The 12849-nt window shown below is 61.5% G+C and carries 10 protein-coding genes; 3 read left to right on the top strand and 7 right to left on the bottom strand.

Going from position 1 to position 12849, the window contains the following annotated elements; translation table 11 throughout:
* Nucleotides 1–25: 25 nt before the first annotated feature.
* Nucleotides 26–1111: a phosphate ABC transporter substrate-binding protein PstS gene (pstS, locus tag C5J22_RS01195; RefSeq protein WP_105436795.1), complete on the bottom strand. Its 1086-nt coding sequence runs from the start codon at nucleotides 1109–1111 to the stop codon at nucleotides 26–28.
* A gap of 300 nt (nucleotides 1112–1411) precedes the next feature.
* Here pstS and C5J22_RS01200 point away from each other — a divergent pair, with 300 nt between their 5' ends.
* Nucleotides 1412–1615, top strand: coding sequence for a cold-shock protein (locus tag C5J22_RS01200; RefSeq protein ID WP_037079265.1), 204 nt, complete (start codon nucleotides 1412–1414; stop codon nucleotides 1613–1615).
* A gap of 291 nt (nucleotides 1616–1906) precedes the next feature.
* On the opposite strand, the gene C5J22_RS01205 is transcribed toward C5J22_RS01200, so the two are convergent.
* The 5 genes from C5J22_RS01205 to C5J22_RS01225 form a co-directional block, all read right to left on the bottom strand.
* Nucleotides 1907–2824, bottom strand: a complete 918-nt coding sequence (locus C5J22_RS01205; protein ID WP_105436796.1) for an SMP-30/gluconolactonase/LRE family protein — start codon at nucleotides 2822–2824, stop codon at nucleotides 1907–1909.
* A 24-nt stretch (nucleotides 2825–2848) separates the two neighbouring features.
* Nucleotides 2849–3796, bottom strand: a complete 948-nt coding sequence (locus C5J22_RS01210; RefSeq protein WP_105436797.1) for an ABC transporter permease — start codon at nucleotides 3794–3796, stop codon at nucleotides 2849–2851.
* On the bottom strand, nucleotides 3793–4734 hold the full coding sequence (locus C5J22_RS01215; protein ID WP_105436798.1) for an ABC transporter permease: 942 nt from the start codon (nucleotides 4732–4734) through the stop codon (nucleotides 3793–3795). The genes C5J22_RS01210 and C5J22_RS01215 overlap by 4 nt, the downstream gene beginning before the upstream one ends.
* Complete coding sequence (locus C5J22_RS01220; protein ID WP_105436799.1) at nucleotides 4731–6194, bottom strand: sugar ABC transporter ATP-binding protein; 1464 nt, start codon at nucleotides 6192–6194, stop codon at nucleotides 4731–4733. Before C5J22_RS01220 ends, C5J22_RS01215 begins: the two co-directional genes overlap by 4 nt.
* A gap of 93 nt (nucleotides 6195–6287) precedes the next feature.
* Nucleotides 6288–7304 carry an ABC transporter substrate-binding protein gene (locus tag C5J22_RS01225; protein WP_105402723.1) on the bottom strand — a complete coding sequence of 339 codons (1017 nt, stop codon included), beginning with the start codon at nucleotides 7302–7304 and terminating at the stop codon, nucleotides 6288–6290.
* Nucleotides 7305–7541: 237 nt separating this feature from the next.
* Here C5J22_RS01225 and C5J22_RS01230 point away from each other — a divergent pair, with 237 nt between their 5' ends.
* Together C5J22_RS01230 and C5J22_RS01235 are read left to right on the top strand one after the other, a co-directional pair.
* Nucleotides 7542–8780, top strand: a complete 1239-nt coding sequence (locus tag C5J22_RS01230) for a GAF domain-containing sensor histidine kinase (protein ID WP_105437171.1) — start codon at nucleotides 7542–7544, stop codon at nucleotides 8778–8780.
* Nucleotides 8777–9493, top strand: a complete 717-nt coding sequence (locus C5J22_RS01235) for a response regulator transcription factor (protein WP_105436800.1) — start codon at nucleotides 8777–8779, stop codon at nucleotides 9491–9493. Before C5J22_RS01230 ends, C5J22_RS01235 begins: the two co-directional genes overlap by 4 nt.
* 214 nt (nucleotides 9494–9707) lie before the next feature.
* Here the strand turns inward: C5J22_RS01235 and C5J22_RS01240 are convergent, their stop codons facing one another.
* The gene (locus C5J22_RS01240) at nucleotides 9708–12848 is read right to left on the bottom strand and encodes an efflux RND transporter permease subunit (protein ID WP_105436801.1); all 3141 of its coding nucleotides are present in this window, start codon (nucleotides 12846–12848) and stop codon (nucleotides 9708–9710) included.
* Between the last annotated feature and the right edge of the window lies 1 nt (nucleotide 12849).

Here is a 12849-nt window from a genome sequence, read left to right on the forward strand (position 1 = left end):
AAAACCTGGCTACGAAAGCACCAGCCTACTGGCTGGCGGCAGTGTCCTTCTTCAGCCAGTACTTGACGATCCGGCTGACCATTTGCGGCGTCACGGGCACGTAGCCCAGCGCCTCGGCGTCCTTGCCACCGTTTTCGAATGCGAGGCGGAAGAAGTCTTGAACCCGCCCGGACCTGTGCGGTCCTATTTTCCTGGAAACGACTGCGAACGTTGCCCCGGCGATCGGATAGGCGCCCTCCGCCGGCTGGTCGGTCAACGACACGGCGAAATCTTTCGCTTCATCCCAGGAGGCCGGGCTTGCGGCGGCCCGCACACCTTCCGGCCCCGGGTTCACGAACTTGCCCGCCTTGTTGCCGATCGCCGCGTAAGGGAGATTTGCCCGTTTCACCTGGCCGAAATCGGCATAGGCGATGGCGCCCTTGGTCGCCTGCACGGCGCGTATGAGATCCTGGGTCCCCTCGACGGAGGCTCCGACGGGCCACTTGATCAGGGTATCCGCACCATGGGTCGCCTTCCATTCCGGGCTGACGGACGACAGATACTCCGTGAAGATAAAGGTGGTACCCGAGCCATCCTTGCGCGTGACGGCGCTAATCGCCAAGTCGGGGAGCGCGATATTGGGATTTACGGCCTTGATCGCAGGATCGGCCCAGGACTTGATCTTTCCCAAATAGATGTCGGCAAGAACAGGTCCGGTAAGGTTGATCCCGCTTTTCTCGAACCCGTCGAGGTTGACGGCGACAGCCACGCTGCCAAGCACGATCGGAAACTGCTGACGACCATGCTTTGCCAGTTCCTCATGCGAAACAGGCACATCTGATGCGGCAAAGTCGAGTTCTGGCTGGTCGAGGCGCATCAGGCCAGCCAGGGAGCCCACCAGTTCATAGTCCACGGTCCAGTCCGGCGAACTGAAGTCGCCATCGTCCATGCGCGCCTTTTCATAGTTCTCGGCCCATCTGGCGATGATCGGCGCAGCAAAGGTCGATCCAGCCCCGCGGATCGGATCGGCCGTGACCACTGTTGGGCAAAGCACCAGAGCGATAGCGATGACACCGCGAAGATGGGCGGTGGCCGCACTCAGTCCCCGCATCTGTCGAAAGAAACGTTCCATCGGTTATTCCCCTCATGGCCGTTATCTGTGCCCGACCGAATGGCCCGACGGCCGGACATAGTTATTCCGCAGCGAGTTGCCCCGCCCCATGCAGCATCGGAAAAGATATCCCGGGAATTTAGGTATTTACCTTTGTTAACATCCTGATGACGGCTCACATCCGACAACCTCGGCCTGGCCGCCAAGCCCCCAACAAAGCCACTCTACTTAACAACCAAGGCGCTCACGCCTTGAAAGCGGGAAGAATGCGCTATAGGCTCCCGCTCGCGGCAACGGCCGTGCAAAAAATCAGGAGCCTTCATGCCTACCGGTACTGTCAAATTTTTCAACGAAGACAAAGGGTTTGGCTTCATCACGCCCGAGAATGGTGGAGCGGATGTGTTTGTGCATGTCTCTGCACTGGAACGAGGCGGATCTTTGAGAGAGGGACAAAAGGTAAGCTATGAGCTAGGCCAGGACCGCAAGACTGGAAAGTCGAAAGCCGAAAACGTCAGCGCCCTTTAATCGGCAATGCGCGTTTAGACTACCAAACGGGGTCGAGCCGAAAAGGCGAAGCCAGTGAGATGCCGGCGCATCAAATGACAGCCGCCGGCCTCTCCCACCTTTTTGAACACAGACGCCGAAGCACGATACCGTGCCTGAGAAGCAGTGGGATTGGATTTCAGGTCCTCCCGTATAATCGCTTTGCACGCTCCCGACCACGCAGGTCGCGTCGGCAGAAGTCGTCTCTTTGCAAGAGCGCAGACGGCTTCGTCGTGTCAAGCAAAAGCCAGACCGTCCAGGCCAAGCTGCCAACTAGCCCAATGCCGCGCCGTTGGTCGCCACGAATACGGAATAGAGCGATTTGGTGGCGGTGATGAAAAGCCGGTTCCTGCGCGGGCCGCCGAAGGTGAGGTTCGCAACCGTCTGCGGCACGAGAATCTTGCCGAGCAGCACTCCGTCTGGCGAGAAGCAATGCACGCCATCGCCGGCGCTCGTCCAGACATTTCCCTTTACATCGACACGGAAACCATCCGGCAGGCCGTTGTCCAGGCTGCAGAAAATCCGGTCATTGGAAAGACGCCTGCCGTCGATGACATCAAACACCCGGATGTGCCGCGGCGCCTTGATGTCGTGGCTGGAGGCGGAGTCGGCGACGTAGAGTCTTGTTTCATCCGGGGAGAAGGCAAGGCCGTTCGGCTGTCCGAAATCGGTGACGGCCGCCTCAAGGTCGCCGCTCACCGGATCGAGGCGGTAGACGTTGCGTGTATCTTGCTCCGGCTCGGCCCGGTAACCTTCGTAGTCGGACTTGATGCCGTAGGTCGGATCGGTGAACCAGACGCTGCCGTCCGAGCGCACGACGACGTCGTTCGGCGAGTTGAGCCGCTTGCCCTGGTAGCGGTCCGCCAGAATGGTGATCGAACCGTCGATCTCGGTACGCGTCACGCGTCTGCCGCCGTGCTCGCAGGAAACGAGCCGGCCCTGACGGTCGCGCGTATTGCCGTTGACGAAATTCGATGGCGAGCGGAACACCGAGACACCGCCCTCCGGCGCCCAGCGCATCATGCGCTGGTTCGGGATGTCGCTCCAGATCAGGCAATTCAGGTCCGCGAACCAGACCGGTCCCTCGGCCCAGCGGCAGTCGGAATAAAGCTCCTCGATCGCTGCACTGCCGACGATCAGCTGCCGGAAGGCTTCGTCGTGGATCTCGTAGATGGAGGTTTTCTGCGGCATGGGAATGTGTCCGATTGGAGTTGTTCATCGGTTGGCTTGACGGCCGCCGGCGAGGAGAATGACGGCGATGATGATGAGGCCCGTGAGGATTAGGCGGAACCCGGCACCGAAGCCATAGGTGTTGAGCATCGACACGACAAGGAACATGAAGAGCGAGGCGCCCCATATGCCCGGAATGTTGGAATTGCCGCCCGCGACGGCGGTACCGCCGATCACGACGACGGCGATCGACATGAGCAGGTATTCGGAACCCATATTGAGTGCCGCGCCGCCGGAGAAGCTCGCAAGCAAATAGCCGCAGATCGAGGCGAGAACGGCGCAAAGAATGTAGGTGACGAGCCGCGTGCCGTCGACCGGGATGCCCGTCATGCGGGCGGCAAACGTGCTTTGACCGATCGCCGAGATCCACCGGCCATAGATCGTCTTTTCGAGCAGCACCCAAGCGATGACGGAGAGGATGAGCGCGACGATGGCGATGTTGGGGACGCCGAACAGGTTGGATGTGGTGAAGCTCGCCAATATCTCCGGGGGCTTGATGCGCAGGCCGCGGTTCGTCCAGATCGCCGTCGACTGGATGATGAAGCTCATGGACAGCGTCGCGATGATCGGCGGGATGCGCAGCAGCTTGATAAGCACGTAATTGCCGATACCGATCCCGAAGCCTAGCAGGATCGAAACCAGCAGGCCGACGACGATCATGCCGTCCTGCACGTCCATCAGCTTCAGCGCCAGCGTGCCCGAAAGCGTCATCGTGGCGGGCACGGAGAGGTCGATATTGCCGGGGCCGAGCGTGATGACGAACATCTGGCCGAGGCCGACGATGACGGAGAAGGCTGCGAAGGTAAGCGCCGCCTGCGACAGACCGAGCGAGCTTGCTCCGCCGGTGAAGAGGACGGTGACGATCCAGACGGCAATCGTGGCCGCGAAAGACCAGATCCAGGGTTTGGCGAAGAGAAGGCGCGCGCCGTTCATCGGCTCTTCTCCCGCTTTTCCAGCCGGTTGAGGAGGAGGCGCAGCCCCAGCACGACGATGAGGATTGCTCCCTGGGCGCCGATCTGCCAGTCGGGAGAAATGCGCATGAAGGACAGGAACGAACCGGCGAGCGTCAAGGTCAACGCCCCGATGACGGCGCCGATCGGTGAGACCTTGCCGCCGACGAACTCGCCGCCGCCGAGGATGACACCCGCGATCGACAGCAATGTATAGCGCAGAGCGATATTGGCATCCGCTGAAGTCGTAAGGCCGACGAGCGCGATGCCCGACAGCACGGCGAAGAAACCGGCCAGTGCATAGGTTCCCGCACGGATGCGGATGACCGACCAACCGGCGCGTTCGACCGAGCGGACGTTTCCGCCGACGCCGCGGATCAGCACACCGACGGAGGAGCGCATGATGACGAAATGGGTGAACAGCGCGATGACGATGCTCGCGACGATCGCCATCGGCACGAAGGGTGGCCGGGAGGTCATCAGCCAGCGGGCCCAGCCCGGAGCTTCGCCGCCCGGAGATGGCAGCATAAGGACCGCAAGCCCGCCCCAGACGAAGCTCATACCGAGGGTCACGACGATCGAGGGCAATTCTCGAACGTGGATGACAACGCCGATCACGGCGTAGGCCGCAATAGCGCCAAGGAAAATCAGCACTCCGATCGCCGGGGAGGCCTGCAGAAACGTCGCCGTCACGCAGGCGCAGAAGCTGACGAAGGCGCCCATCGACAGGTCGAGGTCGTTGACCGCCATGATAAGCATCTGCGCCACCGTCGCGAGTGCGATCGGCACGGCGAGATTGAAGAGCAGGTTCAGGCCGGTATAGCTCATGGCGCGCGGCTGCATGTAGAAGACTGCGGCGAGCAGCAGTGCCAGCGACGCGGCAGGGATGACAAGGCGGATCGTGCCGGTGGATATCCTCATGCCGCTTCGCCTCCGCTGAAGGAGGCTTCAAGCACATTCTTCTCGGTGATCTCGTCGCCTGCGAGCTCGGCGACGATCGCTCCTTCCCGGAAGACATAGACCCGGTCGCAAAGGCGTATCTCGTCCATTTCGGTCGAATACCAGATGAAGGTGCGGCCACCTGCCGCTTCAGAGCGGAGGATGTCATACACTTCCTGCTTGGTGCCGACATCGACGCCGCGCATGGGATCGTCCATCAGCACGATCCTCGCGCTCGTCGCCAATGCGCGGGCGAACAGCACTTTCTGCTGGTTGCCCCCGGAGAGCGACAGGATGCGGTTTTCCATTTCCGGCGTGCGGATCTCGATGCGCTTCTTCCAGCCGTTGGCGAGCGCGCTTTCGCGGTCATGGTCCACGATGCTCCGCGAGGAAAAATCGCCGAGCGAGGCGACGCTGAGGTTCTTCAGGATGCTCCAGAGCGGGAATATGCCGTTCAGGCTGCGGTCGCCGGCAACGAAAGCGATCTCCTTGCGGCTGGCCGGCCACCAGTTGCTGTTGCGGGAAAGATAGAGGTCGAGAAGCGTTTCCGTCTGGCCATGGCCTCCGAGACCGGCAAGGCCGATCATCTCACCGCCATGGGCTTCGAAGGCAAGGCCGTGACCCCGTCGCGCGGGCATGGCAAGCACCGGCGCGCCGTTGCGCTTGTCGCCGGTGCGCTGCCATTCCTTTTCTCGCGCCACATTGCCCATCGCTTCGACGAGGCTGCGTTTGCTGAACTCCGATGCGGAGCGGTCGGCAACGACCCGACCGTCCTTCATCACCACGATGCGGTCCGAGGTGGAGAGGATTTCGCCAAGGATGTGCGAGATCAACAGGACCGCGCCTCCCTCGCCGACGAACCTCCGGATATAGGCCATCAGCTGCGCCGCCAGCCCTGCGTCGAGCGAAGATGTCGGTTCGTCGAGAATGACGAGTTTGGGCTTCTGGTTCATGCCGGCGAAACTGACGGCGATCTCGACCATCTGCCGTTCGGCGATCGAAAGGTCATCGATCGTGCTGTCGCAGTCGATGCCGTGGCCGGGGAAAATATCCTGCAATTGCAGTTTGACGAGGACGCCCGCCCTGCTGCGCCAGTTCCAGCCGGCGAGTTCCGCGTGCATGATGCGGGCGTTCTCATTGACGGTCAGGTTGGGGCAAAGCGACAGTTCCTGGAAGACGCAGCGAACGCCATTGGCTCGCGCGGTCGAAATGCCGTGCTGGGTGCTGACGCCGCCATAGCTGATTTCGCCAGCATGCGGGTTCAGGCCGCCGTTGATGACGTTGACGATCGTGGATTTACCGGCACCGTTATGTCCGACCAATCCGACGCATTCGCCGGCATGGATGACAAGGTCGGCGCCGTCCAGTGCCTTGACGGCGCCGAAGGTCACCTTGATGCCGCGGGCGGCAACGACCTCTTGTCTTGTTGTCACTTCATTCATGCGAAACACGTCGTCGACAGTTCGGGAGGCGGCCGGGCACGGATCGGGACACGGCGCGCAACGGCGCCGCATCCTGTCTTGGGGAGGATCAGCTTACTTGGCTGCGCTGATGACTTTCTGGGCGTCTTCCAGCGAATACTCGACATTGGCGACGCCACCCTTCTGGGTGCCGGCGAGATTGGTTTCGAGATTGCCCTGGTCGATGCGCAGGAAGGGCACCACCAGGTCCTTCTTCACCTGCTTGCCGTCGAGGATCTGCTGGGCCACCCAGAAGGCGAGCGTCGAAACGCCGGGAGCGATGGAGACGGACATCGTCTCGTAGCCGTTCTTGTCCTTCTGCTGTTTCCACCAGACGAGTTCGTCCTCGCGGTTGCCCATGACGATGGTCGGAGTGGGACGATTGGCGGCGGCGAATGCCTGGGCCGCGCCATAACCGTCGCCGCCCTGGGTTACGACGGCGGTGATTTCCGGAAGGCTCGGAAGGATGCCGGCGACAGCGCGCTGCGCGACGTCCTGCGCCCAGTCGCCGTTGACGGCACCGACGACCTTGAACTGCGGGTTTTTCCGGACGCCAGCCTGGATGCCCGCATGGATTTCGTCATCGACCGAAACCCCTGCGAGACCGCGAATCTCGAGCAGGTTCCCACCCTTCGGCAGCTTCTTGGCGAGATATTCGACCTGGCTTTCGCCCATCGCCTTGAAATCCACCGCGATGCGCCAGGCGCACGGCTCGGTCACGATGCCGTCGAAGGACACGACGGTGATGCCGGCGTTACAGGCTTCCTTGACAGCGCCATTGAGCGCGGTCGGCGACGCTGCGTTGATGACGATCGCGTCATAGCCCTGCAGGATCATGTTCTGGATCTGGGCGGCCTGCTCGGTCGCCTGGTTCTCGGCCGTCGTGAACGGATCGGCGGCAGCGACGATCTTCTTGGAGACGGCCTCCTTGGTGATCTTGTCCCAGCTCGTGAGCATGGCCTGACGCCAGGAATTGCCGGCATAATTGTTGGAAAGGGCGATCTTTTTGCCCGAAGTATCGGCCAGGGCGGAGACCGGCCCGGCAACACAAGCGATAGCGACAGATGCAAAAAGCATCTTCCTGATGATCATGATTTCCTCCCTAGAGCTCTCGACGGGTTCTTCGGGCCGCTCCTCAACGGTTGTCCGAAGATAGTGATTGCGCTGAGCCCCGTTTGCTCAGTAAAGCGAGCATGGAGGAGAAATCAGATGTTGTATAGGCGCATACAAGCAACCTCTCTGCGGGTATTCGCGCAAAATTTGCGGGTTCCCGCAAGACAAGAGCAGTAGCGAGGCGTCTAATAATTGGAGGACTGGAGGATGTCCGTCATGCTCAATCCGGCGCCAAATGCGTTATTTGACCGCTATCTCGGAATTTCCCGGCTGCTGGCAGGCCAACTCGATTTCAACTCGATCATCCAGGCGGTGGCGGCTGAGATCAGCCATATCATTCCGCACGATCATCTTGACGTCTGCATCAAGATGCTGGATGGGAAATACCACATCGCCTACGAGAGCGGGCTTGCGACCGCCTGGAGTCAGCAGCCCCCGGCGCTGCTGACCGGTAGTCCGATCCGTACGCTCCTGTCCGGCGAGGTGGATTTCCTGCTTTCGCCGGACGCTTGTGCCGATCCGCGCTTTCATTTCGACGGCGCGTTTTCGAGCCCGATAATCGAACTGTCCCTGAGAAGCCGGCTACATGTGCCGCTCAAGGTCCAGGGCGATATCATCGGTGCCCTGAGCTGCTCCAGCCATGAGCACGACAAGTATTCGATGGAGGATGTCGAGAACGCCCGCTCGATCGCCGACCTTTTGGCACCTTATTTCTTTGCGCTGAGGGCTGCCGAACAGGCCAAACGCTCGGCGATCGTCGAGACGGAGGCCCGCGCCCGCGAAGAGGGATTGCGGCTGGGTGCGCTAAAGCTGACCGAGGCGCTGGAGGCCGAACGCCAGCGGATCGGCATGGACCTTCACGACCAGACGCTCGCCGACCTGACCCGGCTCGCGCGGCGCATGGAGCGGCTTTCAGGACTTCCGGACATGCATGGGGATGCGCTCGAACCGCTCTGCCGCACCCTCCAGCAATGCATGCACGACCTTCGCCAGATCATCGAGGAGGCCAAGCCGACCGTGCTGCAGCTTTTCGGCGTGGCGGAGGCGATCGAGAACCACCTGGAACGCTCGGTACGCGAAAGCGGCCTGCCCGTTGCCTGGCGGATGGTCGACGAGACGGGTGGAGCATTGCTCGACCTCGACAGGACCGTGGCGACCGCGCTGTTCCGCATTGTCCAGGAGGCGGTCAACAACGCGATCCGTCATGGGCAACCGAAGACGATCCTGGTGCATCTGCGTATCCAGGGCGACGCGCTGTCGATCGAGATCAGCGACGACGGGAGCGGCCTGCGCAACGCCCGCGACAAGGCGGGGCACGGGATAGGCAATATGAAGACGCGAGCGCGGCTGATCTCGGCAAAATTCGAGATCGGCGTCAATCCCGGCGGGCGCGGCACGACAGCCAAGGTCCTGCTGTCGATGGAACGCCGGCATGTTGCGGAGAAATCGGCATGAAAGTCTTGATCATTGAGGACGATCCGCTGCACCGGTCCTACCTGCACGAGGCGGTGCGGGCAGCATTGCCAGAATGCGACATGGTCCTGGAGGCGGAAAACGGCCACGTCGGTGAGGTGCAGGCGCGCCAATCCCGGGCTGAGCACGTGGTCATGGATTTGCAGATGAGCGAGCGCAACGGCATCGAGGCGGCCCGCACCATCTGGCGCGAACGGCCGGACACCAAGATCCTGTTCTGGTCGAACTATTCCGATGAGGCCTATGTGCGTGGCGTGGCGCGTATCGTTCCAGAAGGTGCGACATACGGATATGTGCTGAAATCCACCTCCGACGAACGGCTGAAGCTCGCACTGCGCGGCGTCTTCATTGAATCACAATGCGTTATCGACCGCGAGGTCCGGGGCATCCAGCAGAAAAGCCTCGGGACTGCGCATGGCCTGAGCGACGCGGAATACGAAATCCTGGTGGATGTGGCACTCGGCCTGACCGACAAGGCGATAGCCCAGCGGAAAAAGCTTTCGTTACGAAGCGTCCAGAACCGCCTTCAGCAGCTCTATGAAAAACTGGACGTCTACGAGGAGCCAGGCAATGGGCCAGAGGGCTGGTACAATCTTCGCATGCGCGCGGTCGCCGTCGCCCTTCTCCGCAAGGTACTGAATGCCAGCGCGCTCGAAAGAGGCGAGCGTGAATTGCGCAGCGCGCGCGGGAACTAGGCATTGGGGCTGACTGCCTATCGCAGCACAGCGTTTCGGTGCCGGCGGCGGCCCTGCGATCAACAGGATTCGGTTTTCCTCCAAGTGTGACGTCTCTACAGGGTGAGCCGCCTCGAGAGAAAAATCAGGAGGACAAGCGGTCCTCCCAGAAGGGCCGCCAGCATGATCGCAGACAAGAGAAACCTGCCGAAGAGGCGGAGAACGGTTTTCCGGGTCATGGCCGTGCCGATTTCGGCGAGTGAAGTTCGTTTTCGCTGGCCGAATGCGTCCGCACCGTCCCCGCAATCCAAAGCGTCAGACTGTCGACGTAGGAGAGGATTACAGGCACCACGATCAACGTCAGGAGAGTAGAACTGACAAGGCCGCCGATGACGGCATGCGCCATCGGCGCCCGTTGTGCGCCGCCGCCACCGGCCGCCAGCGCGAGCGGAATCATGCCGGCGATCATCGCGAGCGATGTCATGATGATCGGGCGGAACCGTACGGCGCCTGCATTGACAAGCGCCTCGCTGAGGGTCGCCCCCTGCCGGCGCTCCCGGTTGGCGAAATCGACCAGCAGGATGCCGTTCTTGGTAACGAGCCCCATCAGCATGATGAAGCCGATCATCGAGAACATGTTGATGGTACTTCCCGCGACCATGAGGCCTATGAGCACGCCGATCAGCGACAGGGGAAGTGCAGCCATGATGGCGATCGGCTGGGTGAAGCTTCCAAATTGCGACGCCAACACGACATAGATGAAGATCACCGCCATGGTCAGCGCCTTGAACATCCCGCCTGTCGCGTCCTGAATGTCCTCGGAATCGCCGCCGAATTTTATCCGGTAGCCCGGCGGCAAATCTTGCTTGGCTACCATGGCCTCCAGTTCGGCTGTGACATCCCCCGCGGCCCGACCGGATACATCCGCCGAAATCAGGATCTCTCTGGACATGTCGAGACGACGGATCTCGGAAGCCGCCGGGACGACAGCGATGTCCGCGACCTGATCCAGCCGGACCATGCGCGGGCTGCCGCTTGCGTCATCGCCCGGGACTTTGATCATCAACTCCCCGAGGGCGGCAGCATTGGTGCGCTGGTCGCGGGGAAGCCGGACGACAACGTCGTAGGTTTCTCCGCTCCTATCGGTCCAGCTGGAAACGTCTTCACCGCCGATCAGCGGCGAGAGCATTCCGGCCAGTTCGGAGATACCGATGCCCAGATCGCTCGCCCGCTCGCGCTTGAGCCGGACGGAAAGGATGGAATTTTCCTCGCCAGCGCTTGAATTGATGTCCACCATGCCGGGCATCCCGCGCATGTCGGTGGTCAGATCCGCCGCGATCTTTTCCAGCACCCGCTGATCGTCACCCAGGACGCTCAGTTGGACCGGACTGGCGCCTCCGCCCAGGCCCTCCTGGATGATGGCGATCTCGATCCCTGGTATGACGGAAAGACGCTCCCGGACGGGACCCGCAATGGTGGCGGGCGCCCGTTCGCGCTGCTCCAGCGGCACGAGGCTGACGAGAATGGCGGCTTTGTGTTTGCCCATGGCGCTACCGGTGTTGATCGTCGAGTAGATCGAAGCGACCTCCGGAAACTCATGCAGCGCCTTCTCGATCTGCCCAACCTTGGTGCGCGTGTAGTCCAACGAAGAACCGGCCGACGTCGTTACGTTGATCTGGAATCGACCTTCGTCCGCATTGGGAACGAATTCGACACCCACCAGAGGAACCATCAAAATGCTGCCGACGAGGATGCCGCCAGTCAACCCGAGCGTGACCAAACGATGTTGCAGCGTCCAGCGGATGATCTCTCGATAGCGCTCGGCGAGCCTTTCGAACCCGGCATCGAAGCGCGAAATCAGCCGTCCGACCGGTCCGCGCCTTGCGCCGGGTTCAGCATCGGGATCATGCCAGACGCTGGAAAGCATCGGGTCGAGGGTGAAGGCGACGAATAGCGAGATCAGCACGGCAGCGGAAACTGTGACGCCGAATTCGTAGAAGAAACGGCCAACCATGCCTTCCATGAATGCGACGGGCAGGAAGACCGCGACGATCGTGGCGGTCGTCGCCGTCACGGCGAGCCCGATTTCGTTGGTGCCATCGAGAGCCGCCTTCAAGTGCGATTTGCCCATATGCAGATGGCGCATGATGTTCTCGCGCACCACGATCGCGTCATCGACAAGGATGCCGATCGAGAGCGTCAACGCCAGCAGGCTGAGCATATTGAGCGTGAAGCCGAGAAAATCGATGACAGCGAGCGTGCCAATCATGGCGATCGGAAGCGTCAGCCCGGTGATCACCGTGCTTCGCCATGAATTGAGGAACAGGAAAACGATGGCGACCGCCAATGCCGCTCCCTCAATCAGTGTCGATTGCACCTGCCCGAGCGACTCCTGAATGGGGGTCGAGGCATCCGTGATGATCTGAAGCCGAATGTTTTGGGCGCTCAGTTCGGCGTTCAGCTGATCGAGCCGCTTTCGCACATCGCTCACCACCTGCACGGTGTTGGCATCCCGGACCTTGACGATGGCCACGGCAAGCGCTGTTTCGCCGTTATAGATCGCATGGCTTTCCGGATCCGCTGCGCCATCCCTTACGGTGGCAACATCCCGGAGATAGACAGCCCCGTTGCCGCGGCGGGCAACGATCATATCCAGAAGGTCCTTCGGCTCTGCAATCCGTCCCTGCACCTGAATGGTGCGATCCGTGATACCGCCGGTCACGGTCCCGGCGGGCCTGTTCCGGTTGGTGGTCCGGAGGGCCTCGATGACCTCGTCGATGCCGATGCCCAACGCGCGCATTCGCGTCTCGTCGATACTGATGTCGACCTGCCGTTTCTGACCGCCGATCAGCGTCGCCTGCCCTACCCCGGCTATCGTCGTCAGTTGGCGCAACACGCGCTGGTCGGCGATCGTTGTAAGTTCCGGCATTTCGAGCGAGGGCGAACTGATCGCCACCGACAGTATCGGTTCGTCCGATGGATTGAACCGCGCCACGACCGGCTTGTCGGCCTCCTCCGGGAGGTCTGCTTCGAGGGCCGCTATCTTGTCGCGGACGTCCTGTGCTGCCGTCGTGCTCTCCACCTCCAGCTTGAACTGGGCGATGACGACCGACCGTCCTTCGTAGGAGGTCGACGTGATCTCATCGAGGCCGCTGATCGTATTGAGCGCCTCCTCGATGGGCCTGGTCACCCCCGTCTCGACGGTTTCGGGCGTCGCACCCGGGTAGGTCGTCGTGACGACGACAACCGGAACGTCGACATTCGGAAACTGGTCGACGCCGAGGCGCTCGTAGGAAAACGCGCCAAGCACAAGCAGCACCACCATCATCATGGTGGCGAAGACGGGATGAGCGATCGAAATGCGGGTGAGAAACATG

Origin of the sequence: Neorhizobium sp. T25_13, assembly GCF_002968675.1 — a bacterium.
Taxonomy (GTDB): Bacteria; Pseudomonadota; Alphaproteobacteria; order Rhizobiales; family Rhizobiaceae; genus Neorhizobium; species Neorhizobium tomejilense.